Here is a 24026-nt window from a genome sequence, read left to right as displayed (position 1 = left end):
GTTCTTGGCCTTTTTAACAAGTCTTTTATCTTTTTGATTTGACAGTAAAAGAAAGAAGAATAAGTACAGCGACAATGACCAGACAGACAATCGTTCCAATGATATTTTGTTTATTAAAAATAAAAGCTAAAAATATGAAAGATAAACAAATGGCAGCGATAATCGTCGTATAAGGAAACCCTTTTACCTGAAAAACAGGTTTATCCGAGTATTGAGGCCGGAGCTTTAATTGGGCTAAACATATCCCGATCCAAATTAATAAAACGGTAAATCCTGGAATAGTCATAAGATAGCTGATGACTTGATCAGGGGTCATATAAGCTAAAAATACACCCACTAATATACAAATGGTTGTTAATAATATTCCGTTTAACGGAACGCCTTGTTTGGACGTTTTCAAAAAGACCTTAGGAGCTTCACCTGTTTGAGACATCGTAAACAATGTTCTGGATGTAGCGTATATTCCTGAATTAGCAGCTGACAGAACAGCCGTTAAAAGCACAAAATTCATTACATGAGCAGCGCCTGGAAGTCCTGAGAAGCCGAAAACTTGCACGAAAGGACTTTCTTTAGAGGATACTTGATCCCAAGGAACGATTCCGCAAATAATGAGAATAGGCAGGACGTAAAAAATAATGACTCTCCAAACGGTTCCTTTAATAATTTTCGGCAAAACACGTTGGCTGTCTTTTGTCTCCGTCACACTGACTCCAATTAACTCAGCTCCGCCGTATGAAAACATCACCACTAAAAAGGCACTGAACGTTCCACCTAAACCATGGGGGAAGAAACCGCCATGGGCTGTGTAATTTGATAAGGAGGACGTGGTACCGGGAAAAATCCCTAGCAAGATTAAAGAACCTAAAAGAATAAAAGCCATTAACGTAACAATTTTAATGCCGGCAATCCAATATTCAAGTTCGCCGTAGTATTTTACTTGAAATAAATTGATTCCCACGATAAAGGCAGCACAGATGAAACTTAACAACCATAATGGCATAGAAGGAAACCAGTATTGCAAAAAACTTCCGGCTGCCAGCAATTCAACGACAGTTACAATAATCCAATTAATCCAATAGAGCCATCCGACGATAAAGGATATCCGATTGCCAAAAGCTTTATTGATCAGATGCTGCACATTGAGTTTAGGATAAACAATCGCCATTTCTCCTAATGCGACCATGACAATAAAAAGCAATAGTCCTCCAATTAAATAGGCAAGCACAACACTGGGACCGGCCATATTGACAGTGTCCGAGCTTCCTTTAAATATCCCTGTTCCAATCATGCCTGCCAAAGCAATAAATTGGACATGTCTTGGCAACAGTCCCTTACGTAAACCTTGATTTTTTTCTTCCATGTTTTCTCATTCCTACTATTCTTATTTTTTTACTTTTGCACTAAAGCATTTTAATCATATAACGTTTTGATGTTTAAATGCTTTTAAGCACTAAAGTTTTTGATATTACTATATCATAATGAAGCACTGTGTCAATGTAAGCTTCAAAGATCGAAAAATTACGAATAAACTGATTTTCGAAGATGTAGGTATAATCCAAATTGAAAAAACAAATGGGGACTTATAAAAGAATGTCATATCTATCATTATCTGAACAGAAGGTTTCTATTATCGTAAAATAGTATAGGAAGGTGATTTAAGTCATAAAAATGGATGGAGGAAAAACGCTCAATCGATCTTAAGGTATTTACCAAAAAAATCTCGGTTTCCTTTTTAATAAAAGGCTTTGTTAAAGGATTCTGTTGATATTTGATTAAAGCAAACAAATGTTCTGCTATATATAAAAGAACATTTGTTTGGAGGCTTTAAATTGACGTTAAAAGAATTAATTGTAGAGATTAAAAATTTGAATTCAGCAGAACAACATCGCTTGAAGGAATTTTTTATCAACTCTATTGCGTCATTTTCAGCAAGTGAGCTAGTATTTCAAGAAGTAACAGAGCGTAAAAATACAGATGGCTATACTTGCATATATTGTTGTTCTAAACAAATTGTACGGAACGATCATAGTCGCTTAAAAAGATGGATGCAACGATTTAATGGTGTCGCTACTAAATATCTCGACCAATATTTGAGTTGGTTTCAATTTTTAGGGTATAGTGAAACACCGAAAAGATAACACAACGATTAGAAAGATGATAGTTAATAGTTGCTTATACTCAACTAATGCTACTTATGATAGTATTTGATTATCGAAACTTTCCGATTTATATTAATAATCTTAATTGTATATCATAAAGGGACAAAAAAAGTAAGAAAGTAAATACTGTTAATCATCAGTCTGTTAGGAGGTGTATAATAGTGAAAAGACCTTTGGGTGTTTCTTTAATTAGCTATTTCTATATTTTTGGTGCTTTTATTTTACTGTTTTCTTCGTTTTTCTATGATGCTAATGCCAATCAGATAGATATAGCAACGAGATTTGGTTTACCAAATGCTCCTGAGCAATTAATAAGAGTGTTGGTGGCCCTTTCATCTTTGGTAATTGCCTATGGATATATGAGGCTTAGAAAATGGGGATTTTGGGTGATGATTGGATATTCTGTCCTTTTCGAAGTAATAAGTTTGTCATTATCATTGTCACATAGTCAACAACCTTTTATTGGAAATATGATTTGGTCAATTATTGTATTATTATATACAATCTATGTAAATAAAGCCTTCTTTCAAAATAAAACATAAGTAAAGCATACTTAATTTATAAGATGAAATTCTGAAGAAGCTGAAAAAGAGTATTCCTGTATTTTTATCAGGATTCTTCTTTTTATATTATATCTGTAGATGAGCATTTTTATTAACAATGATTACCATACGAAAAAGAGACAAACGGGGTACCCCTTATGCCACGTGGAGCTGTTTTTTCACGGCATCAATGGGAATATTTTGTTTTGCTGCACGATAAATGAACTCCACGAGGCTATGTCCTTTTCTCTTGCGCAGGAGATCGAGCCCATCCGAAACATCACTGTTCGACTCGAACATGCTGTACACATACGCAAGTTGCACCAAGATCCAATACCGTTTCACCGCCCGACGCCCGCGAACGCGGTATCCATCGAGTTTCAGCTGGTCTTTCGCTTGACGGAAAAAACATTCGATCGACCAACGCTCGGCATAGTAGCACAAGATGTCTTCATCGCTTAGCTCGCGATCGGTGCTCAAGACGCAATGAAGATGTTTCGGTGTCATCGGCTGATCGGCTTTCCATGCGAGCAGCACCACGGCATCCTTGAGACCGTTCAGAGCACCTTCGTAGCGATACACCCGATAACGCTCTTTTCCCACCGTGACGAGGCGGGTATCCCGTGGCTCCATAGATTTGGCAAATTCCTTTGCTTGAATGGCCGTCCCTTTTGGATAGAGAATCCGATTCGTCTTGAGCATCGCGATGACGTGGAACCCTTTTTTCAAGCAGGCTCCCACGAGGGTTTTCGATGGATACCAAGAGTCCATGAGCACATAAACGGGTCGACTCACATCCAACGAAGAAAGCATCTCGATCGCGAGTTCCCCTTTGCTTTTCCCCGCCGTCTTGTCGTAGAGGCGAAAGGCAAAAGGAAACGCTTGGGTCATCGTATGAACCATGAGCCAAACGAGAGAATGTCCCCAGATCGACTTTTTCTCTGCGTGAGAATAGTGCCAATCACACCCTTGAATGGCGTGTGTTGCCCGTGACGAGGGCTTCGTTTTTTGGCAAATCGTATCATCGATCGAAACAAAAATGGGTTGATTCTCTCGTTTCGAGCTGCGTTCGACACGATGAAGCACCCACTGCTGGAGTTTGCGAAGCAACGTCTCTTCTTCCCATGGGCTTTTCGTGAAAAAATGGCTGAGTGTCGTGCGATGGTTCGGATGAAAACTCCCGTGATGTAGATCGGTCAGTGTTCCCGAAAAGCCCTTTGTAATCATCGCATCCACGATATGAACGAGATGCTTCATGACAGGTTTTGAGAAATAAAGTGCCAACCCCAACATCGTCAAAAACTTGTGGATTCCTAGGTGATGTGCTAATCTATTCATGAGACATGAACCCCCTTGTGAGTAGTTGTGGCACATCTATTCTAACCAAGGAATCGGGTTCATGTCTTCTTTTTTGTTTGGTTGTAAATTTATGTTAGCGAATTTGCTCATCTACAGTTATATCATTTCAACAATATTCATTAACAGAGCCTAATAAAAAAGCTCGCTTGACTCATTTACTCATCACCACGGCAAAGGGGATAGTGCAATCCTGCAATCCTAATAAATTGTAGACTGGTAAAAGAACCATAACAGTTAGCATCTCTTCATGAAGCGTTTATAACCGAGTGATCAATAATGGGGGGTTACTCTTTCGGATGGCAGGTACACAGAAAGTGTGTTTTGGGGTCGTTGCCTAAACAGCCTTTTTATTTGTGCCCTAAAAGCATATTGTTGTGAACGGACTGAAATTCAAAATTCATCGTAAATGATCTTCTTAAATGTATTTTTGTTTTTCCGGAGCGGTCCAAAGGAAGTAGCCGAAAACAAGAGCAATAATACAGCCGGCAAAAGTGTACACTAGCCGATCGATCATTAAATCAAAAGAAATGTGTTTTCCTTTGCCAAGCAAAATAAAAAGCAAAGGTACCATCGCCATTGAATAATATACATAATTTTGGGTCTTTAAATAAATGCGAATACCACCGATGAACGCCACTATGACGACGATCCACAGAATGGACAACGGAAATATTAATATGGCGCCACCAATCAGAACGCCGAAAAAAGTTCCAAGAGCGCGTTGATAAATTCTAGAAGGACCGATAGACGTTTTTCTTTGGAGCACCAAAACAACAGTCAGACTGATCCAATAGGCATGTGGATTCTTTAAATATAATTGAATCACTTGTGCTACGCTCAAACACAAAACGACACGGATCGTATAGAGCCAAGCCCCATTGCGTAAAAAAATCAACATTGGAGGGATTGTTGGATAATGATTTGCTAAACGGTTTCTTTTTTATAAAAAACCGATAAGAAACAGAAAAACAGAGAAATAGAAATACAGCCCATATTGAACCTAAAGAAAAAAACAAACCTATCAGCAATGGGCTGATCTGTGTGGGCGGGGATATACCTGCACCGATCATAGATAAAATAGTAAAACGCATGCTGTTCACAGCGAACGTACGATTCAGGCCGCCTACTAGAGAAACTAATCCGTTCACAAACACCAAAAAGATACTAGCTGATAGCGAATGATGATTTCCAATAAATACTCCTAAACTAATGGCAATAAATCCTGCGACGATGATCTGCACATAGTTTAAAACTTCTTCCTTTAACGAATGATCCACATTTGGAGGGTTCATAAAAAGACTGCCTAGAGCAACGATGAATCCCGTTTCTACATGGTCGATTAACGCACCGACAATAATCGGCAAAGCCATTCCTAAAGCACTTGAAAAAATTTGCAATTTCAGGACAGGAATAGAAGGATCCCATTGTAAAAAGTATTTCAAAAAATTCAGCGGTTTATGATTCATTTCTTTCCTCCTGTTTCATTCTCTACCATTCATATTATGGAATAACCTAAGAATAATGAACAACCTTACCCCGATAAAAGTACCGGAATAAGGTTGCTGAAATAAATGATCTTTATTTAATGGACAAGTGGAACTTTAAGTAAAGAATCTGGCTTTGTATAGATTCTATTTGATACTTTGGTTCGTTCTATTTTGTTTCAGGAATGGCGCAGCTTCCATCAGCACAGCTTACATTATCTTCCGTTGAAAGGTCTTCAAAGGCAGGGGAAGCGGATTCTTCTTGCCATACTTTTTGCAGAGCACCAACAAAGGTTTCCAATGGTTGAGCACCAGAAATGGCATATTTTTGGTTGATGAGAAAGAATGGAACACCTCTAATGCCATATTGCTGCGCTATGGCTTCGTCTATGCGGACATCATTGGCATAAGCATTTTGATCGTGAAGAACGTCTAAAGCTTGCTTGCGATCTAGCCCGGCTGTTTCGGCGATATCGGCTAATGTTTCGTGATCCCCAATATGCTTGCCTTCCGTGAAGTAAGCCCGAAAGAGTTTTTCGGAAATGTCCGCTTCTTTCCCTTGAGTTTTTGCAAATTTTACTAAACGATGAGCGTCGAAAGTATTCGTCGGCTTCATTCGATCAAAATCGAAAGAAAGTCCAACGCTGGCGGCTTGTTGGCCTATACCTTGATTGGTTTGTTTCGCTTGTTCGATACTCATGCCATATTTTTCTGCAATGGCTTCATGTATGCTTTTTCCACTGTTTTTTGGGGCATTTGGATCCAACTCAAAGCTTTTGAATTCAATTTCTACTTGATCTTTATGCGGGAATTGCGATAAGGCCTTTTCTAATCGATGCTTCCCTATATAGCAAAAAGGACAAACGTAATCAGACCATACTTCAATTTTCATATGGAACACCTCATATTATTGGATTCCACAATATAGTAACACAAAGCTGATTAAATCCCACGTATCTTGCTCAATGTGTTGTTATTCCTTATGCTCTATGTAAAAAGTGAAGAGGATTGGATGAAAAAGCCAAGCTTGCTAATTGCGGCTTTTTCCTGTCAAAACAAAATAATTTATGAAATAAGAAGAAATATAATATGATATAGGAAATATCTTACAGACCGATAAGAATTAAACCCATACTTATCAATTTAGCGAAAATCTAAACTAACTAAATGGTTTGGAGGCATTATGGCACAAAATAAACCTAGAGTTTTTATTGGATCTGCAAGAGAGTCAATTGATTATGTAAATGCTGTACATGAAGCACTTAGTTATGTTGCAGAAGTTACTCCTTGGTCTGCTGGAGCTTTCAATCCTTTAAATTACACAATGGAAGATCTCGAAGCGCAATTAGATCAAAATGACTTTGCTGTTTTCATATTCTCCCCAGACGATATCGTAAATATACGGGGTACAACGTCTGTCATGACACGAGATAATACATTGTTTGAAATGGGTCTTTTTTGGGGAAGGTTAAGAAGAGGACGGGTTTTTTACTTGATTCCGAATACAGTACCTAAAGTTTTAAACGAAACAGAAATCGAAGGTTATCGCCTGCCTACAGATTTAATTGGAATTTCTCCTTTGAAATATGAAGTGCGAGAAAAACAAAATTTTGCTGCTGCAGTAAATGTAGCTTGCAGTCATATAAAACGAAAAATTCAAGAACAGGGACCTTATGAAGACCCGGCTATACTTTTAGAAGAAGCAAAATTAAGACAAAAAGAGCGGGACGCAGTGGCTCTTTTTACCCTTAAATTAACCAAAGAACTTATTCATTCTGATGAGACCAAAATCTACGATTACTTGTCTGATGCACTTCGAAGTGTATATGCTATTCATCCACTATTCAGTATAGACGGAGTAGGCGTGTGGAAAAAAGAAGGTAATGATGGATTAAGACATGTTGCAGGAAAAGTAGGACGAGTCGATTTTTATCCTTTTACAATAAACGATGGGAAAAAAGAAGAGGACGAAGATAGGATTCTGGTTATCGATAGCTTTTTAAAAGGGGAAGAATTGGTCCTCTTAACAAAAGATCACTTGTTTAAAACTTATTTAATATGCTATCCTATAGGTAATGAATTGGTTATAACTGTAACTATTTCCGGGTCAACCTTTTTAACTGATGATGAAATAGGATCCCAATTTCTTGCAAACTATGAATTGATGAAAACAATCCATTATCTTTTTGGAGGTGCTTCTGAATGACAAGGTTTATTAATCCAGCAGTGAAAAGAAAGGTTTCTGCCAAGGATTCATATAAACTTGGCGAGCCTGTTGTTGGAGTAAAGGCAGTGGCACCCGTTAAAGGTAAGGAACAAGTCGGAGCCGTAGTGTATAAACGCAAAGCAAAATACGGTGACCTTTTTGAAAATTAGGCATAAGAAACTTATTAAGTTTTTTTTAAAACACTTCAATCTTTATGGTGAAGTGTTTTTACTTTTATGGAGGAATAGTTCTTTAGGCGTTTCTCGAAGATTCGTCATACCAATTCCATCGACATGACCTGAATCGATATACTGCTTGTTGCCTTCTCAACGATTTCCCCTTTTTGATGAAAAAATGACACCAGAAGTAGTAGCTTGGTGTGTCGTAATAACTTTTGATCAAAAATAATTCCTTCTTAAAGACGTTCTTCTCACTTGTTGTGAAAAAACATCCTTATTCCATTTCAGCCATCCGTTACTAAAAAACAAAACCATCCCTTCAAACCTATTTTTATATTTTTTTACAATTTAAGCAATCCTTTATTTAAATGGATAAAACCATATTTTTTTCACAAAAAATTGATCATGGAAGGATGATGGCTAGTCAAGAGGTAAGTGTAGTATTCAATCATTTGACAAGTAATTTTTTACTATAGATAACGATTTATTATACCTTAATTTGCTACTAAGAAAACCAGACAATCGATTTCCATTTTCATTCGTTTTTGACATTTTGATACAATCATAGTAGGGAAAAAGGGGGGTTTTCATGTTTAAAATATTGATTGTAGAAGATGACATCCAACTGGTTCGTCTACTTGAAAAGCATCTACATAAATTCAACTTTGATACAAAATCAATAGAAAATTTTGAAACAGTCAAAGCTCAATTTGAACAATATGATCCACATCTTGTTCTTTTAGATGTGAACCTGCCTAAATTTGACGGGTATTATTGGTGCCGTCAAATTCGCACCATTTCCACTTGTCCCATCTTATTTATTTCTGCACGCGACAGCAAGATGGACCAAGTCATGGCACTGGAAAATGGAGCGGACGATTATATTACAAAGCCCTTTGATTATGAAATTGTGACGGCTAAAATCAATAGTCAATTAAGACGCGCCTATGGGCCGTATGCCCATTCTAACAATGAACGAATGGTGAATGTGTCAGGTTTAAAGCTGGATCTGGAACGTTTGTTGCTTTCTTTAGAGGATCAAACCATTGATCTAAGTCTCACGGAAGCCAAAATATTGGATGAATTGATGAAAAAAGCAGAGAAAGTCGTGAGCCGTGATCGACTATTAGAAAAAATTTGGGATGATCAAGCGTTTGTGGACGACAACACTTTAAATGTGTATGTCACACGGGTCCGGAAAAAATTAGCTTTATTACAGATTCATGATGCGATCGAAACCATTCGCGGCCAAGGATATCGATTCATGCCAAACTGGGAGACGAAAAAATGAAGCTTTTTATACGAGATCAACTGCCGCTCTTTTTTCTTTACTTCGTTCAATTGTTCGTGGTGACGTCCATTTACTGGCTGGATGGTTATCATCATTTGACGATTAGTTTATATGCGATCTTTCTCAGTACTTGTCTTTTGATCGCCTATCTTTGCTACAGATATTGGACGAATCGTTCTTTTTATCAACGATTAGAAAAGCCGTTGACTTCAATAGAAGATTTTACGAGCGAATGGCAGCGATCCCCTCTATCTGAAAGTTTACATCAACTTCTCATCAGTCAATTTGATCATTATAAAAGAGATTTACATAACTATAAATATAAGCTGGAAGATCATGTACAATTTATTCATCAATGGGTACATCAAATGAAGACTCCCATATCCGTTATTCATTTAATTATTCAAGATGAGGATGATGTTCGTTTTCGGGCCATTGGTGATGAGCTCGATCGTTTAAAAAAAGGATTAGAAATGGTTTTATATACGGCTCGTTTAGATTTATTTGAACACGATTTTTATGTAGAAACGATTCAATTGGAAAAAATGGTCCGTTCAGTTACATCCAGTCAAAAACGTCTTTTTATTCGAAAACACGTTTTTCCATCGATAGAAATCCCTGAAAACTTGACTATAGCCACTGATGAAAAATGGTTGTCTTTTGTTTTGACACAACTGATCACAAATGCTGTAAAATATACGATTCATGAAAATCGAAAAGTATATTTTCGCGGATTGAAACAGGGCCGTCATATCATTTTGGAAATACAAGATGAAGGGGTGGGAATACCCGAAAGCGATTTGCCCCGTGTTTTCGAACCATATTTCACTGGCGAAAATGGTCGTCATTTCCAAGAATCCACGGGAATGGGTCTCCATTTAGCGAAACAAATTTGTGAAAAATTGGGCCACCGTATTGAAATAGAATCGAAAGTGGGTCAAGGAACGACGGTTCGAATTCTCTTCTAGCAATCAGAAACCTTACAAAACTGTAAGTCAACTGTAATCTTACGAAATGGTGAGAAAGCGGGTTTCTCGATAAAATGAAGATACCAATGATCAGGGAGTGAATTCGAAATGTCGATTTTAGAAGTGAAACATTTGGAAAAAATTTATGAGGGCAAGGTGGCCTATAAAGCATTAAATAATATCCATTTTTCTGTTGAAAAAGGCGAATTTGTTGGCATTATGGGGCCGTCTGGAAGCGGGAAAACCACTCTTTTAAATGTGATCGCCACTATTGATCGCCCTACAGCGGGTGAAATTTTCATCAATGGGAAAAATCCCCACACTTTAAGTCGAAAGGAGATGGCGCTGTTTCGAAGACATGAGCTTGGTTTTGTGTTTCAACACTTTAACTTGCTCGATACTTTAACTGTTGAGGAAAATATAGTACTGCCGCTAACCCTTGACGGCGTCAGTGTACGTGAAATGAAAAAAAGACTTGAGGTCGTTAGTGAGAAGCTAGGAATCCAATCTATTTTAAAGAAGAGAACGTATGAAATATCAGGTGGTCAACAGCAGCGAACAGCGATTGCCCGTGCCATCATTCACAAACCTTCTTTGATTTTGGCTGATGAACCGACAGGAAACTTAGATTCGAAGTCTTCCAAAGATGTAATGGAAATGCTGACAAAGATCAATGAACAGGATGGCGCTACTTGTTTGATGGTGACGCATGATGCTGTGGCCGCCAGCTATTGTCATCGAGTGATTTTTATTAAAGATGGACAACTTTATAATGAAATTTACCGCGGCGATAACCGCCAAACTTTTTTCCAAAAAATAATCGATATGCTTTCTTTATTAGGGGGTGACAGTCGTGAACTTTCCACAGTTCGTCTATAGAAATGTCACCCGAAACAAAAGAACGTATGCCGCTTATTTTTTCAGCAGCGCCTTTTCTGTTTTGATCTTCTTTGTGTATGCTTTGTTTATTTTTCATCCTGGAATCAAAAAAGGCGTCACTGCCATAACGGCGGTGGAATTAATGAAAGCAGCGGAAATGATCATGTACGTATTTTCTTTCTTATTTGTACTTTATTCTGTCAGTACCTTTCTAAAATCCCGTAAAAAAGAATTTGGAATTTTGATGATGCACGGGATGACTAAGGGACAATTGGTTTCTATGGTTTTTCTGGAAAATATGCTGATTGGAATCGGCGCGATCATTACGGGAATTATTATTGGACTCATTACTGGAAAATTGTTTTTAATGATTGGATCGAATATGTTTGGACTGGAATCCTTGCCGTTTTACGTTTCTCCAAAAGCATTGTTCTTGACGATTGGAGCCTTTCTCGTTTTATTTTTCTGTATTTCCTTATTCACTACCATACTCGTTCAAGTCAACAAACTGATTGATCTATTCCAAGCAGGAGAAAAGCCGAAAAAAGAACCAAAAGTATCCAAACTTTTATCGCTATTCGCAGCTATTCTTTTAACGGTTAGTTATTACTTGGCCGCAACGACAACGATAGGAAACATGATGTCTCGAATATTGCCGGTCATTGGAATGACTATTGTCGGAACTTATTTTTTCTACACACAACTTTCTGTTTTTATTACAAAATTATTGCAAAAGAATCGATCTTTCTTTTGGAAAAAAACGAATATTATTACGATTTCAAGTTTAGCTTATCGTTTAAAAGACAATGCCCGCATGTTTTTTATGGTCACCATCGTTTCCACTGTGGCATTTTGCGCAATTGGGACACTCGCATCCATGAATGTAATGAATCGCCAATTTCAAAAAGATAATCCCGTTGCCGTCAGCTATCTTGCATTGGATCGATCACCAGTGCATCAACAGCATTTACAGCAGATCGAAAAGGATTTTCAAAAGAAGCATCTACACTACAAAAAATTTCAATTGCCAGTCAAAATCGTAAAAATGAAGACTTTTGATCAAACATCGTCTTCACGTTCAACGGAGCAGCTGTTACCGGTTCTTTCTTTTTCACAATATAAAAAATTGTCTAAGTTGGCAGGGCTGGATGTTCGAGAAAAACCGCTGGCTGGGAACAAAGCACGCTCTTTGTCATCATCAACTTCTTTTCGAATCAAGCCGAAAACGAAAACATATGCGATCCCGCAGCAAAATTTAACATGGAAAGATTTAACGTACACGAAAAATGCGGTTTTTCCTTTTCAGTTTTTTCATGAAGGCTTGGTTGTCAGCGATGAGTTATATCCTAAAATCAAACCTGTTAAGTGGGAAACTTTCACAGGCTATTACACAAAGCGGTTTGAAAAAACGGAAGGAATTGCCGATCGTTTAGTAAACAACGGTTTCGCCATTCCTGATGAAAAAGGGCCTTACTCCATGATGGTCAGCGGTACTATTTATGCCAACCAGATGAGTATGTACAAAACGATGCTATTTGTAGCTTTATTGATTGGAACAGTCTTTTTCGTCGCGGCAGGAAGCTTTTTATATTTCCGTTTGTACAGTGATTTGGACTATGACAGACGACAATATTTAACCATTAAAAAAGTCGGTTTGACCGACCAAGAATTGAATCAAATCGTCACTCGTCAAATGGCGCTGCTGTTCTTTGTCCCCATTGTCGTCGCCTGTATTCATAGCGCCTTCGCTTTTATGGCTTTGCAAAGTTTTTATATCTTATCCATTGCTAGAGAAATGATCATCGTATTAGCTTGTTTTTTCATCGCCCAAGTCATCTATTTCTTAATCATTCGCTCGCGTTATTTGCGAAACCTCAAAAAATCGCTGATTTAATCATAAGTGTGCGGAAGCCTCCATTTGAATGGGGGCTGTTTGTATGTCTATATGAAATATGCATTTCTTAAAGCAGTTAAGATTCCATTTATTTTGCCATCTAAATTCTTTATTTTTCTAGCCGATAAAAAGAATGTGGCGCCATACGGTTTAAAGGACAGCTTCGAATCTAATTTTAAATCTAAAACTCCCCTCTTTTTCATTCAAACCCTTTCTTAAAAAATTAAGGATTGGGCTATCTAAAAGCAAAAGGATAATGAAGAAAAGGGGAGATTAAAACCGGCTGTCAGCTCTTAGATTGAGACATATTCAGGCAAGCAGCTGGTAACAAGAGCGGGAGAGCGTTTTTGAATCGAGGTTATTCGCCATAGATCGCTGATACTAACATTATGAATGGACAATCGGAGGATTTGCAAATGACTAACATGAATCAACTGCAACAATTATTTCCTAGTGCTGATGGAAATGAGGAACAACGAAAAAAAATTTTAGAATATATCAATACTATTTTTACTAAAATCGATGAATTAAAAGATCCTTCCAAATTAACTTTAGGAGAAATGCCCAATTACACAAAAGATTATTATAATCGTGTGATCAAAGAGGCCAATGTACCGAAAAAAGGATTGCCAATGGAAGTAACGATTACGGAACTGATTGATCTGGCAAAAGGTCACCGTTTTGTGAATAGCAATTATGTAGCAAATGTATCACCACTGCCGAATATAGCCAGTATTTTAGGAAACTTAGTCATGGTTCTGTTAAATGGGAATGCCCTTTGGGATGTAGAGGGGTCAGGTGCAGCTAAAGCGGAAGTCATGGTGACGAGCATGCTGTCCAAAATGGTCGGGTATGACGAAAATACAAGTGCCGGATATGCAACGTGGGGAGGACAAGGAGCCGTCTTTCATTCATTACGAATCGCGATTTCTCGTCAATTCCCGGATTCGAATAAAGAGGGGGTTCCTAAAAACATATTTTGTTTCTGCTCCGAATTATCTCATTACAGTCTTTATAAAGCAGCAGAAGCAACAGGTATAGGTGTCAACAACATGATACGTGTGAAGGTTAATGATGACCATTCCATGAATTTAGAAGATCTGAAACTCAAAATGGAACAAGTGATCTCTGAAGGTGGAATACCGGTTTACGTCCTCGCGACTATGGGAACAACAGACACCTTTGGTATAGATGATATTGAAGGTATAAAGGCTATCACTAGCGAATTAGAGCAAAAATACAGCTTAAAACCCATTTATATCCATGCCGACTCTGCTATGGGGGCAATGTACACATTCTTTAATGAATATGATTTTGTGAAGAATCCATTAAAATTCGAAGATCGTGTTTCTTTAGTTTTAAAAAGATACCAACAAAAATTAAAAAGTATACATTTAGCGGACAGTATGGTCTTTGATTTTCATAAAATGGGCCAAACCCCTTACATATCAAGTTTATTTCTGTTAAAAAACAGGGAAGATTTAAGGTTTGTAGACTTAGATGCTTCTGAAACGCCTTATGTCGGCAATAGAGGGTATGGAAGTTATCATACAAGCTACACGCTGGAATGTTCTCGTATGGGTAGTGCCATTACTATATATGCTTCACTGTTATCGATGGGGATTGAAGGCTACCAGTCACTGTTGGCCAACTATATTCGTGTGAACATAGCTTTTAGAGAATCTTTGCTAAGAGAGTTTGCCAATGTAGCTGTGACAAACGAAATAGCGCCAGTGACAACTTTTAGATTTTATCCGAACGAAGTTCTTTGGAAAGAAGAACTAGGAGGGAAATTAACAAAAGACGAAGTAGTGGCCATTAATGAATATAATAGTGGATTTGCTGAATTAATCGGAGCCGACAGAGACAGGATCTATTTTGGCAATACATCCAAACAAAGATTAATTCCTGTTCGTGATAAGACCAAAAGGCTACCTGTTTATGCACACAAATTCTTCTCCATTTCACCATATACGACAATGGAAGAAGTAGACAAATATATAACCTTTTTGAAGGAACACATGAATATTTATCAGAAATCTCTATTTCTAGTATGATATTGTAGAGATAATGAATGGAAAAGAATCCAAATGAAGCGAAAAACCGATAGGGGATATGCCTATCGGTTTTTTATTATGCTTTAAATTTAGTAATCATGGATTGCAAATCGTGTGCTAACTCATTTAATTCTCTGGAAGCTTCGTATAATTGGTTGATGGATTCTAATTGTTGTCCAGTGCTTTCTTCTATTTCACGAGTGAAGTTTGAGTTATTTTGTGCAATTGCTTCAAGGTCTTTGACAGATGCCGTAACTTCTTCTGTTCCGGCAGAAATCTCTTGAGATGCGGCTGAAACACCTTCGATTTGACTAGAAATTTGGTCTGCAATCTCTTTAATTTTAAAGAAAAGTTCTCCGGTTGTTTGAGCAATTTTGGTTCCTTTTTCTGCTTCAGCTGTTCCATGCTCCATAGCGGAAACAGCGTTGTTGGTTTCATTTTGGATCTCTTCAATGATTTTGGCAATCTTCTCAGTAGAATGGTTAGACTCTTCCGCCAACTTTCTGACCTCTTCCGCTACGACCGCAAACCCTTTACCGTGTTCGCCTGCGCGAGCCGCTTCAATCGCAGCGTTAAGAGCTAATAAATTCGTTTGGCTTGAAATGTTGGTAATGACTTCGAGAATACCGGTAATTTCGTTTGAACGTTTTTGTAGCGAAGTGATCACATGACTGGATTGTTTTACAGTGTCATTAATGATTCTCATTTGTGAAATGACTTCATTGATTGCGTCTAGACCATTTATTGCGTAATCTTCCATACGTTTAGATACGGTAGAAACTTCTTGAGCTGATTGTGCGATCGTGTTGATTTCAGTCGCGATTTGTTCGATAGCTCCTGCTGATTCTGTCACTGATACTTCTTGTACTTGGATCCCATCGATCATTTGTTTAATGTTATTACTGATGATGACAGAGTGATCTTTCGATTGTTCCGTAACTTTTGATGCTAATTCGGATGATTGTAATAAGGTATCAGAGGTTTGTCTCATTTTCCCAATCATTGATTTTAATTCGGACGCCATTTCATTGAATGCTTCATTCATTTTCCCTAAATCATCTTCTCTGGTAGGAAGTTGAATATCAAGATTTCCGTTTCTCATTTCGTTAATCCCCGTTAATAACTGTTTTAAGGGTTTGAAGCTTCTGCGACTAACCCATACTTGAATAAGAATGATCACGATAATGGCAGGTATCAGAATCAACAATGAGTTAAGCAAAAATTTTTCCGTTCCATCCTTCACCATGCTCGCATCCACGTCTACTCCAAAGAACGCCCATACGTTGCCTGTACTGTCTTTAATGGGATAAAGCACGGTCACCCAAGTTCCGAATTGGTCTTCATACACATCCGAAACGGTCATTTTTTTTGTTTTATTTAATTCTTTAATCGATTTAGCGATCGTTTTCGGTTGTTCATATAAATCACCGACGTTGATTCCGTTTTTTTGTAAACCTTCTTTTATATTTGTGGGTGTCGCAATAATAGCGGATTGATTTTTTTGATTCAGTTTGGTTCCCATTATATATGCTTGGGCAACATTTGGATTGGCACTCGAAATTTTGTCAAAAAAAGCGGTTAATTTTCTTTGGGTTTTACCATTGAAATCTTTTTCGTATGCAGCTTTCTCAACTAGAGAGGGATTAATTTCTTTTCCCCAACGTTGTGCAATATTCGTCGCTTGCTTCTCCATTTCTTTTGTCAATACTTCGTTTTGAATGGATAAACTTGAAAGGATAAGTACGGTTCCGACTAATAGAATGAGTGCTGTGGTTGCAACGATGGATTTTGTTGCAAATGAAAGTTTTTTAAATTTGTTTAAAGATAACTTTCTAAAAATATTCATGTTGAAATCTCCTTTTCTTTTTCTATAGCTTATATCGGTCATTTCAATGAAAGTTATAGGGATAGAACAATAAAACGCGTTTTTCGTCTGCCAATGAGAATTTGAAAAAATAGGGGGAATAAAGAAATTCATAATCGTAAGAGATAATGCGAAGAATGCCGATAAGTTATTTTGCAGCCTACATTCGTTGTGATAAAGCTATTGTTCTAAAATAATCAATTGTAAGTGGGGATAATTGATAAATCTGAAGGCACCTACAATATGTACTGGACCTTCCTCAATCTTGTATCGATTAAAAGGAGATGCATGCAGAAAAACTAAAAACGTTCTTTGTATGCGACAGTTTTTTTATTATTAAGAAAGCGAAAGTGAAGAAATCGATAGTAAAATTGTAAAATATAAAAAATTCTGATAACATACTATCTAGCTAATTATCAAATCACTAGAAATGAGAATGAGGTGGCTATCATCATGTTATTTATCGAAAAAATTAGTTCTTTTGCAGGGAAAACCTTTACGTTTTGGGTTATTCTTTTTTCCATTATTGCTTATATTTTCCCAGATCATTTCAAATGGATCGGAGCCTATGTCGTTCCGTTGTTAGGAATTGTCATGTTCGGGATGGGACTCACATTATCCGCAGCCGATTTTAAAGAAGTATTTCGTCGGCCAAAATATGTAGCTCTAGGTGTTATGTGCCACTACATTATCATGCCGGGGTTGGCTTTCTTATTGGCCTGGGGATTAAATCTGCCGCCGGAAGTGGCTGTTGGCGTCATCTTGGTAGGATGCTGTCCAAGTGGAACGGCATCGAATGTGATGGTGTTTCTAGCAAGAGGGGATGTGGCCCTCGCTGTGTCGATCGCATCGGTTTCAACCATTCTAGCACCGATTGTTACTCCGTTACTTATTTTGCTACTGGCAAGCAAGTGGGTAGACATCAATATGTGGTCATTATTCGTCTCTATTATTCAAGTGGTGATTATTCCATTGGCACTCGGATTTGTCATTAGGAAATTCTTTGGCAAGCAGGCGGAAGCAAGTGCAAAGGCGCTGCCGCTAGTATCTACCATTGCGATCGTTATGATTGTAGCAGGTGTAGTGGCAGGCAGTCACGATAAGCTGGCTACCACAGGTCCGCTTATTTTTGCTGTCGTTATCTTGCATAATGTCCTCGGCTTTTTGCTGGGATTTTTGCTTGCTCGTCTATTCGGAATGGATTTAGCCAAACAAAAAGCAGTGGCAATGGAAGTAGGAATGCAAAATTCGGGATTGGGTGTCGCCATTGCAACCGTTAATTTTTCGCCAATAGCAGCTGTGCCTAGTGCGATTTTTAGCGTTTGGCATAACATCTCCGGTTCCATTCTCGCAACGATTTTCAGACGCATGGGAGAGAAAAAAGAACAAATATCAGAATTAACAATAAGTAAGTAAACATTTTTTCTATTCATTTGCGAATGAACGTCAACCCGGGAGATCTTATTGTAGGAGATGACGATGGTCTCATAGTGGTCCCAGCAGAGGAGGCAGCAGAGATTTTATATAAAGCCAAAAAAAGTCCCAAAAAGAGAAAGAGATTTTTCAATCCATAGAAGATGGAACCGTAGACAGAAGCTGGATTGATATTGCCTTAAAAGAAAAAGGCTGTGAAATTTACGACACTTCTTTATGAAATGATGGAGGTAGTCAATGAAACCAAAAGTTTATATCACGAGGAAAATTCCTGAACCATTCATAAACCGGTTAAGTCTTATTTGCGATGTGCGAATGTGGGAAAAAGAAGACACCCCTGTACCGTATGAGATTTTAAAAAATGAAATAGAAGATATTGACGGTTTATTGTGCATGTTAACAGACAATATAGATGATTCGCTCATAAGAAAAGCAAAAAGGCTTAAAATCATTGCTAATATGGCCGTCGGTTATAATAATATCGATATTAACAGCGCAACCAATCATGGTATTATGGTCACTAATACACCGGACGTTTTAACAGAGACGACGGCTGATTTAACGTTTGGACTATTGATCGCAGCAGCACGTCGTCTAATCGAAGCATCTGATTATTTAAAAAATGGAGATTGGAAATCATGGTCTCTCATGCAATTAACGGGGCAAGATGTATATGGATCCACTTTAGGCATCATCGGATTAGGACGGATTGGCGAAGCTTTAGCAAAAAGAGCAAAAGGTTTTGACATGGAAATTTATTATTTTAACAGAAGGCGTAAATACGAAAAAGAAGAGGAATTAGGGGTTCAATATGCTCCGCTTGAAGAGCTTCTGAAAATATCGGATTTCGTTTGTATTATGACCCCTTATACCCCGGAAACGAAAAATTTAATCGACTATGAACAACTTTCTTTGATGAAAAAGAATGCGATCCTCATCAATACGGCAAGGGGAGGCATTGTGAATGAAACAGCTTTGTACCACGTTTTAAAAAATGGGGGAATTGCGGGAGCAGGGTTAGATGTCTTTGAAGAGGAGCCCGTATCTTTAGATAATCCTCTATTAACTTTACCGAATGTCGTCGCCCTTCCGCATATAGGCAGCGCCAGTACTGCGACCAGAATGAAAATGGCTGATCTTGCCGTAACGAATTTAATAGCCGGTGTTCAAAACGAAAAACCTAAAAATCTGGTAAATTGTATACGGTAAAAAATGAATCGCCACTTACGATGAAAGTGGTGATTCATACATAATTTTATTCCTATTGTTTTTCCTGATTATTAAACGGAAACGTATTTCCAAATACAGGGTGAGTGAATTCCTGAAAACAAGGCAACTTCATTGTTAGCCAAGCTCGACAACTCTGAATAGTTTATAGAAGCATGAAAATAGTTTTAAGATGAAAGATCGGCGGCATCGATGGACGATCGAAAATAACCACTAAATACGGAGTAAGAAAATTTCTAAGTGAACGTGATGACGCTTCTTTTAAGTAAAATATATAGGCTTCCAATCGAACACAAACAATATTAATGTATATTGACTAAGAAACGATCATCCTATATGATCATGACAAATTTAGTAAATGCTATGAAAAGGACATGAGTTTTTCTTAACGGTTTACAGAGAGGGAAGGGTAGCTGAAAACTTCCTAACGCTGCAGTAAAACTTACCCCCTTGGAGCAGTATTGGTGAAATCATAGTAATCAATACCGTCGTTGCTACGTTACAGCAAAATGAGCCGTCACTTTTGAATGGTGATGGGAAGTTGGGTGGAACCACGGGTATAGAACGCACGCTCGTCCCTTCGGAAAATCTTGAGATTCAACGTGTAGAAATATCACGCGAAGAGGCTAAAAAAATTTTTGCTGACGATCCTTTAAAACTAGAACTGCTAGAAGATATTCCACTAGATGGCGTTGAGACAGTCTATCGTCAAGGGGAATTCGTTGATTTGTGCCGGGGACCACATTTGCCATCTACTCGATTCATTAAAGCATTTAAATTAACTCATGTATCAGGTGCTTATTGGCGTGGTGATAAAAACAATAAAATGATTCAACGTATTTATGGTGTAGCTTTTGCTTCAAAAAAAGAATTAGATGATTATTTTCATTTTGTCGATGAAGCACAAAAAAGAAATCATCGTAAATTAGGCAATGAATTGGAATTATTTATGTTTTCTGAGGAAGCACCTGGAATGCCATTTTATTTGCCAAATGGTCAAATCATTCGAAATGAATTAGAGTCCTTTTTAAGAGAGCTGCAACATTCATATGATTATAAGGAAGTCCGTACGCCCATTATGATGAATCGGCGATTATGGGAGCGCTCCGGACATTGGGATCACTATAAAGAAAATATGTATTTTTCCGAAGTAGACAATCAAAGTTTTGCTTTAAAACCAATGAATTGCCCCGGACATATGCTTATTTTTAAAGATAAGCTTCACTCCTATCGAGACCTGCCGATTCGAATGGCAGAGTTTGGGCAAGTCCATCGCCACGAATTCAGTGGTTCACTAAACGGCATGTTAAGGGTTCGCTCATTCTGCCAAGATGATGCCCACATATTTACCACACCGGAACAAATAGAGGAAGAAATGACATCTGTACTAAAATTAATTGATTATGTTTACAGCACTTTTGGTTTTGAATATGACATTGAGCTTTCTACAAGACCAGATGATTACATGGGCAGTGATGAATTATGGGATAAAGCAGAAGATGCTTTAAAGAATGTTTTGAAGAAACTTGATTATGAATATAAGATCAACGAAGGAGATGGCGCATTTTATGGGCCAAAAATTGATATTCATATTAAAGATGCCCTGAAAAGGAGTCATCAATGTGCCACAGTCCAGCTGGATTTTCAATTGCCTGAAAAATTTGATTTAACTTATGTAGATGAGCAGCAGAAAAAAATCCGCCCAGTTGTGATTCATCGTGCTGTCTTTGGATCCATCGACCGTTTCCTCGGTATTCTAATTGAACATTTTGGAGGTGCCTTCCCTACTTGGCTGGCACCAGTTCAAGTAAAAGTCATCACTGTATCCAACATTCATAAAGCGTATGCAGAAGAAATTACACTGCGATTAAAACAGGAAGGAATAAGAGTTGAACTTGATTTGCGTGATGAGAAACTCGGCTATAAAATGAGAAAAGCCCAAATGAAGAAAATTCCATATATTTTAGTCTTGGGCGATCATGAACGTAAAAATCAATCCGTTCATGTTAGAAAATATGGAAAAGAGGAATCAAAGGAAATGAAGCTGGAGGATTTTATCTCTCGTTTAAAAAATGCCATCGAAAATAGATGCCTTGATAATAGAAAGGGAAATAGTGAAATGTAAGTTCTATTGCAAGATTTTCGAATCATTGCTTATTATAAAATATTCTGTGATATTTTATGTAAACTTAAATAAGGATTTATTCCTGCGTTGTTCTTCATCCAAAATATCGGCTGACAAAGATGATTTCTGTAGTAAATGAATAACATTAGGGAGAAAGGGAAGCAAACGTATTTTTTTCCTTTCTCTCAAATTATAGGTTGCTATTGTGGAGGGGTTGAAAAAGGAATGGATGTTCTTTTGTAGAAAATAAAGGTGTGGAGAATAGTTTTTTTAGAAAGGAAGCAATTAAGATGCGACAAATCATTGCCCTTGGCGGCGGAGGCTTCTCAATAGAACCGGATAACCCATTATTAGATTTATACATATTGAAACAAGCCGAGAAAACTGCTCCAAAGATTTGTTTTATCCCCACTGCCAGTGGAGATTCAGATCATTATATCTCCAGGTTTTATAACTTTTTTAATAAACAAAAGTGCAAACCGTCTCATCTGTTTTTATTTAAACCGCCTACAAGAGATTTAGAAGCGTTTATTCTGGAAAAGGATATTATTTATGTCGGAGGGGGAAATACAAGAAACTTATTAGTTTTATGGAAAGAGTGGGGGGTGGATCATATTTTGAGAAAAGCTTGGAACGAGGGATCGTTTTAGCCGGCATAAGTGCTGGTTCAATATGTTGGTTCGAAGAAGGCGTCACAGATTCTTTTGGAGAGAAATTAGAACCAATCAAATGCTTAGATTTTCTCAAAGGTAGTCATTGTCCTCATTCTGATGGAGAGTTAGACAGAAGACTTTTGTGGTGAAACCTTTTTCACGGTGGCTAACGAGAGCATTACTTCAACAAACAAAGCAGGAAATCATTCTCTTTGTTGAAATGAAGAGGAGTTTAGCGAAATAATAAATATCAGAAAAATATAAATAATGCTATAATTAATAAAATCATTCAAAGTGCAGGAAAAATTGAGTAATAACTATTAATGAGCCAGCTCTATTGAGATGATGTATAAAATTTTGTGTCAAGCATTTAGTTAGACCAAAAGAAAAAGGTAGGGTATTCTCTGATTTGGCAAAAATCTTAGAGAAAGGAGTACCCTACCTATGTCTAAAAGTATATCGAATATAGATTGGATGAATCAACTGGAAAACGTTATTCGTGAGTTTGTAAAGGAAAAATTAGAGCTGATCATGAAGGAAGAAATCCAGACTTTCCTCGAAATGGAACAAGAGGGAACGTCGAATAGAAGAAACGGCTATTACCATCGAAACCTAGACACGCAGTATGGTCGTATCGAAGGACTTTCTGTTCCAAGAGACCGAAACGGGGAATTTCAAACGCAGCTGTTTGCCCCTTACCAACGCCATACGGGCTGGCTCGAGGAAGCCGTCATCAGGATGTATCAAAGTGGCATGAGTACGCGTGAAATTGGCAAGTTTATTGAACGAATTTTAGGCAATGCCTATTCTCCTGCAACGATCAGCCGTATGACCGATGTAGTGAAGGAAGACATCGAGAAATGGCACCATCGTCCACTATCCAAACGTTATTCTGTCTTATATTTGGACGGCTTGTACGTGAAACTTCGCCGCGATACGGTAGAGAAAGAAGTCATTTATGTGGTGTTAGGAGTGAATGAAGAAGGGTATCGAGAAATTCTGGATTTCTTCGTGGGAGGACAAGAAAGCGCCTATGGATGGCGGGAGATTCTCCAACAGCTCTACAAAAGAGGCGTCAAGGAAGTGCTTCTGGGCGTATTCGATGGACTACCGGGGCTGGAGGAAGCCTTTAAGGCGGTGTATCCGAAAGCCGATGTGCAGCGCTGTGTCGTTCACAAAGTCCGCAACACCCTAAATCGTGTTCGGAAAAAAGACCAATTCGAAGTGGCCGAGGATCTCAAGCTGATTTATCGCGCGCCGAATAAGGAGATTGCGTTACAGATGTTTCAACAGTTTGAGTCGAAATGGTCCAGCAAATATCCAAGAGAAGTTCAATCTTGGGCCAATGAGTTGGATGTCCTCCTTACATTTATGGATTATCCAAGCAGTATTCGAAGTGTGATTTACACGACCAATGCCATTGAACGAACGATCAAAGAGATTCGGAAACGTCTAAAGCCGATGAACAGTTTGAGTAGTTTAGAAGCCGCTGAAAAAGTCGTGTATTTGACCATCCAAGATTTTAATGAGAAATGGGCAGGACGAAAATTACGAGGATTTGCTGAAGCCTATGAAACCCTTCAACAAATGTTTGAAAAACGTTATAACTAACCAAATATTGTAAACGAACAAAATAAAGGGATTCTCCCTTTCCACACAGGAGACTGAATATTCAGTCTCCTGTGTGGAGGAAATCGAACCCCTA

The 24026-nt window shown here is 38.0% G+C and carries 17 protein-coding genes, 4 pseudogenes and 1 other annotated feature; of the genes and pseudogenes, 14 read left to right on the top strand and 7 right to left on the bottom strand.

The annotated features are described in order from the left end of the window. Nucleotides 1-25: 25 nt before the first annotated feature. Nucleotides 26-1360 carry an amino acid permease gene (locus N1I87_RS09570; protein ID WP_341101472.1) on the bottom strand — a complete coding sequence of 445 codons (1335 nt, stop codon included), beginning with the start codon at nt 1358-1360 and terminating at the stop codon, nt 26-28. A 469-nt stretch (nt 1361-1829) separates the two neighbouring features. On the opposite strand from N1I87_RS09570, the pseudogene N1I87_RS09565 reads away from it, so the two are divergent. Both N1I87_RS09565 and N1I87_RS09560 read left to right on the top strand, forming a co-directional pair. Continuing rightward, nucleotides 1830-2208 (top strand): annotated as a pseudogene (locus tag N1I87_RS09565) (hypothetical protein). 112 nt (nt 2209-2320) lie between these two features. Next, nucleotides 2321-2701, top strand: a complete 381-nt coding sequence (locus N1I87_RS09560; RefSeq protein WP_341101470.1) for a hypothetical protein — start codon at nt 2321-2323, stop codon at nt 2699-2701. Nucleotides 2702-2857: 156 nt separating this feature from the next. Here the strand turns inward: N1I87_RS09560 and N1I87_RS09555 are convergent, their stop codons facing one another. The 4 genes from N1I87_RS09555 to N1I87_RS09540 form a co-directional block, all read right to left on the bottom strand. Then, on the bottom strand, nt 2858-4039 hold the full coding sequence (locus N1I87_RS09555) for an IS701 family transposase (RefSeq protein WP_003353085.1): 1182 nt from the start codon (nt 4037-4039) through the stop codon (nt 2858-2860). 436 nt (nt 4040-4475) lie between these two features. Then, on the bottom strand, nt 4476-4826 hold the full coding sequence (locus tag N1I87_RS09550) for an FUSC family protein (RefSeq protein ID WP_341101468.1): 351 nt from the start codon (nt 4824-4826) through the stop codon (nt 4476-4478). Continuing rightward, a complete protein-coding gene (locus N1I87_RS09545; protein ID WP_341101466.1) occupies nt 4792-5526 on the bottom strand; it encodes a hypothetical protein in 735 nt (244 codons plus the stop codon). Before N1I87_RS09545 ends, N1I87_RS09550 begins: the two co-directional genes overlap by 35 nt. A 187-nt stretch (nt 5527-5713) precedes the next feature. After that, the gene (locus tag N1I87_RS09540) at nt 5714-6436 is read right to left on the bottom strand and encodes a DsbA family oxidoreductase (protein WP_341101465.1); all 723 of its coding nucleotides are present in this window, start codon (nt 6434-6436) and stop codon (nt 5714-5716) included. A 291-nt stretch (nt 6437-6727) separates the two neighbouring features. Between N1I87_RS09540 and N1I87_RS09535 the strand changes: the two genes are divergently transcribed. From N1I87_RS09535 to N1I87_RS09505, 7 genes are all read left to right on the top strand, one after another. After that, nucleotides 6728-7750: a nucleotide-binding protein gene (locus tag N1I87_RS09535; RefSeq protein ID WP_340397298.1), complete on the top strand. Its 1023-nt coding sequence runs from the start codon at nt 6728-6730 to the stop codon at nt 7748-7750. Next, the gene (locus tag N1I87_RS09530) at nt 7747-7920 is read left to right on the top strand and encodes a hypothetical protein (protein ID WP_341101464.1); all 174 of its coding nucleotides are present in this window, start codon (nt 7747-7749) and stop codon (nt 7918-7920) included. Before N1I87_RS09535 ends, N1I87_RS09530 begins: the two co-directional genes overlap by 4 nt. A 598-nt stretch (nt 7921-8518) precedes the next feature. Beyond that, on the top strand, nt 8519-9220 hold the full coding sequence (locus N1I87_RS09525; protein ID WP_340397300.1) for a response regulator transcription factor: 702 nt from the start codon (nt 8519-8521) through the stop codon (nt 9218-9220). Further along, nucleotides 9217-10188 carry a sensor histidine kinase gene (locus tag N1I87_RS09520; protein WP_327798339.1) on the top strand — a complete coding sequence of 324 codons (972 nt, stop codon included), beginning with the start codon at nt 9217-9219 and terminating at the stop codon, nt 10186-10188. Before N1I87_RS09525 ends, N1I87_RS09520 begins: the two co-directional genes overlap by 4 nt. A gap of 108 nt (nt 10189-10296) precedes the next feature. After that, complete coding sequence (locus tag N1I87_RS09515) at nt 10297-11067, top strand: ABC transporter ATP-binding protein (protein WP_048623343.1); 771 nt, start codon at nt 10297-10299, stop codon at nt 11065-11067. Next, on the top strand, nt 11042-12961 hold the full coding sequence (locus tag N1I87_RS09510) for an ABC transporter permease (protein WP_341101461.1): 1920 nt from the start codon (nt 11042-11044) through the stop codon (nt 12959-12961). The genes N1I87_RS09515 and N1I87_RS09510 overlap by 26 nt, the downstream gene beginning before the upstream one ends. 425 nt (nt 12962-13386) lie before the next feature. After that, on the top strand, nt 13387-15018 hold the full coding sequence (locus N1I87_RS09505) for a pyridoxal phosphate-dependent decarboxylase family protein (RefSeq protein ID WP_341097208.1): 1632 nt from the start codon (nt 13387-13389) through the stop codon (nt 15016-15018). A 76-nt stretch (nt 15019-15094) separates the two neighbouring features. On the opposite strand, the gene N1I87_RS18065 is transcribed toward N1I87_RS09505, so the two are convergent. Both N1I87_RS18065 and N1I87_RS18060 read right to left on the bottom strand, forming a co-directional pair. Continuing rightward, nucleotides 15095-15904 (bottom strand): methyl-accepting chemotaxis protein, encoded by an 810-nt coding sequence (locus N1I87_RS18065; RefSeq protein WP_422677778.1) that lies wholly within the window; start codon nt 15902-15904, stop codon nt 15095-15097. Nucleotides 15905-16036: 132 nt separating this feature from the next. Next, nucleotides 16037-16264: pseudogene (locus N1I87_RS18060) on the bottom strand (HAMP domain-containing protein); the annotation flags it as partial. Between the two features lie 1071 nt (nt 16265-17335). Here N1I87_RS18060 and N1I87_RS09495 point away from each other — a divergent pair. The 5 genes and pseudogenes from N1I87_RS09495 (at nt 17336) to N1I87_RS09475 (ending at nt 23932) form a co-directional block, all read left to right on the top strand. Then, a complete protein-coding gene (locus N1I87_RS09495; protein ID WP_003352878.1) occupies nt 17336-18298 on the top strand; it encodes a bile acid:sodium symporter family protein in 963 nt (320 codons plus the stop codon). A gap of 255 nt (nt 18299-18553) precedes the next feature. Further along, a complete protein-coding gene (locus N1I87_RS09490; protein ID WP_341094469.1) occupies nt 18554-19525 on the top strand; it encodes a 2-hydroxyacid dehydrogenase in 972 nt (323 codons plus the stop codon). A 372-nt stretch (nt 19526-19897) separates the two neighbouring features. Continuing rightward, nucleotides 19898-20126 (top strand) — a binding site (T-box leader). After that, nucleotides 20127-21668: pseudogene (gene thrS, locus N1I87_RS09485) on the top strand (threonine--tRNA ligase); the annotation flags it as partial. A gap of 290 nt (nt 21669-21958) precedes the next feature. Continuing rightward, a pseudogene (locus N1I87_RS09480) lies at nt 21959-22458 on the top strand (Type 1 glutamine amidotransferase-like domain-containing protein); the annotation flags it as partial. Between the two features lie 307 nt (nt 22459-22765). Continuing rightward, complete coding sequence (locus N1I87_RS09475; protein ID WP_341101430.1) at nt 22766-23932, top strand: IS256 family transposase; 1167 nt, start codon at nt 22766-22768, stop codon at nt 23930-23932. Nucleotides 23933-24026: the final 94 nt, after the last annotated feature.

It is taken from the genome of Bacillus sp. FSL W8-0102 (assembly GCF_038007225.1).
GTDB lineage: Bacteria > Bacillota > Bacilli > Bacillales > DSM-4216 > Bacillus_O > Bacillus_O smithii.
The sequence above is the reverse complement of the archived record's forward strand: the minus strand, read 5'-3'. Positions and strand labels throughout refer to the sequence as shown.

Excerpts from the sequence above, each read along its gene's own strand:
- N1I87_RS09520 (WP_327798339.1), top strand. The coding sequence starts at position 9,217 with ATGAAGCTTTTTATACGAGATCAACTGCCGCTCTTTTTTCTTTACTTC.
- N1I87_RS09535 (WP_340397298.1), top strand. The coding sequence starts at position 6,728 with ATGGCACAAAATAAACCTAGAGTTTTTATTGGATCTGCAAGAGAGTCA.
- N1I87_RS09545 (WP_341101466.1), bottom strand. The coding sequence starts at position 5,526 with ATGAATCATAAACCGCTGAATTTTTTGAAATACTTTTTACAATGGGAT.
- N1I87_RS18065 (WP_422677778.1), bottom strand. The coding sequence starts at position 15,904 with ATGATCGATGGGATCCAAGTACAAGAAGTATCAGTGACAGAATCAGCA.
- N1I87_RS09475 (WP_341101430.1), top strand. The coding sequence starts at position 22,766 with ATGTCTAAAAGTATATCGAATATAGATTGGATGAATCAACTGGAAAAC.
- N1I87_RS09495 (WP_003352878.1), top strand. The coding sequence starts at position 17,336 with ATGTTATTTATCGAAAAAATTAGTTCTTTTGCAGGGAAAACCTTTACG.
- N1I87_RS09555 (WP_003353085.1), bottom strand. The coding sequence starts at position 4,039 with ATGAATAGATTAGCACATCACCTAGGAATCCACAAGTTTTTGACGATG.
- N1I87_RS09570 (WP_341101472.1), bottom strand. The coding sequence starts at position 1,360 with ATGGAAGAAAAAAATCAAGGTTTACGTAAGGGACTGTTGCCAAGACAT.
- N1I87_RS09530 (WP_341101464.1), top strand. The coding sequence starts at position 7,747 with ATGACAAGGTTTATTAATCCAGCAGTGAAAAGAAAGGTTTCTGCCAAG.
- N1I87_RS09490 (WP_341094469.1), top strand. The coding sequence starts at position 18,554 with ATGAAACCAAAAGTTTATATCACGAGGAAAATTCCTGAACCATTCATA.
- N1I87_RS09515 (WP_048623343.1), top strand. The coding sequence starts at position 10,297 with ATGTCGATTTTAGAAGTGAAACATTTGGAAAAAATTTATGAGGGCAAG.
- N1I87_RS09505 (WP_341097208.1), top strand. The coding sequence starts at position 13,387 with ATGAATCAACTGCAACAATTATTTCCTAGTGCTGATGGAAATGAGGAA.
- N1I87_RS09525 (WP_340397300.1), top strand. The coding sequence starts at position 8,519 with ATGTTTAAAATATTGATTGTAGAAGATGACATCCAACTGGTTCGTCTA.
- N1I87_RS09540 (WP_341101465.1), bottom strand. The coding sequence starts at position 6,436 with ATGAAAATTGAAGTATGGTCTGATTACGTTTGTCCTTTTTGCTATATA.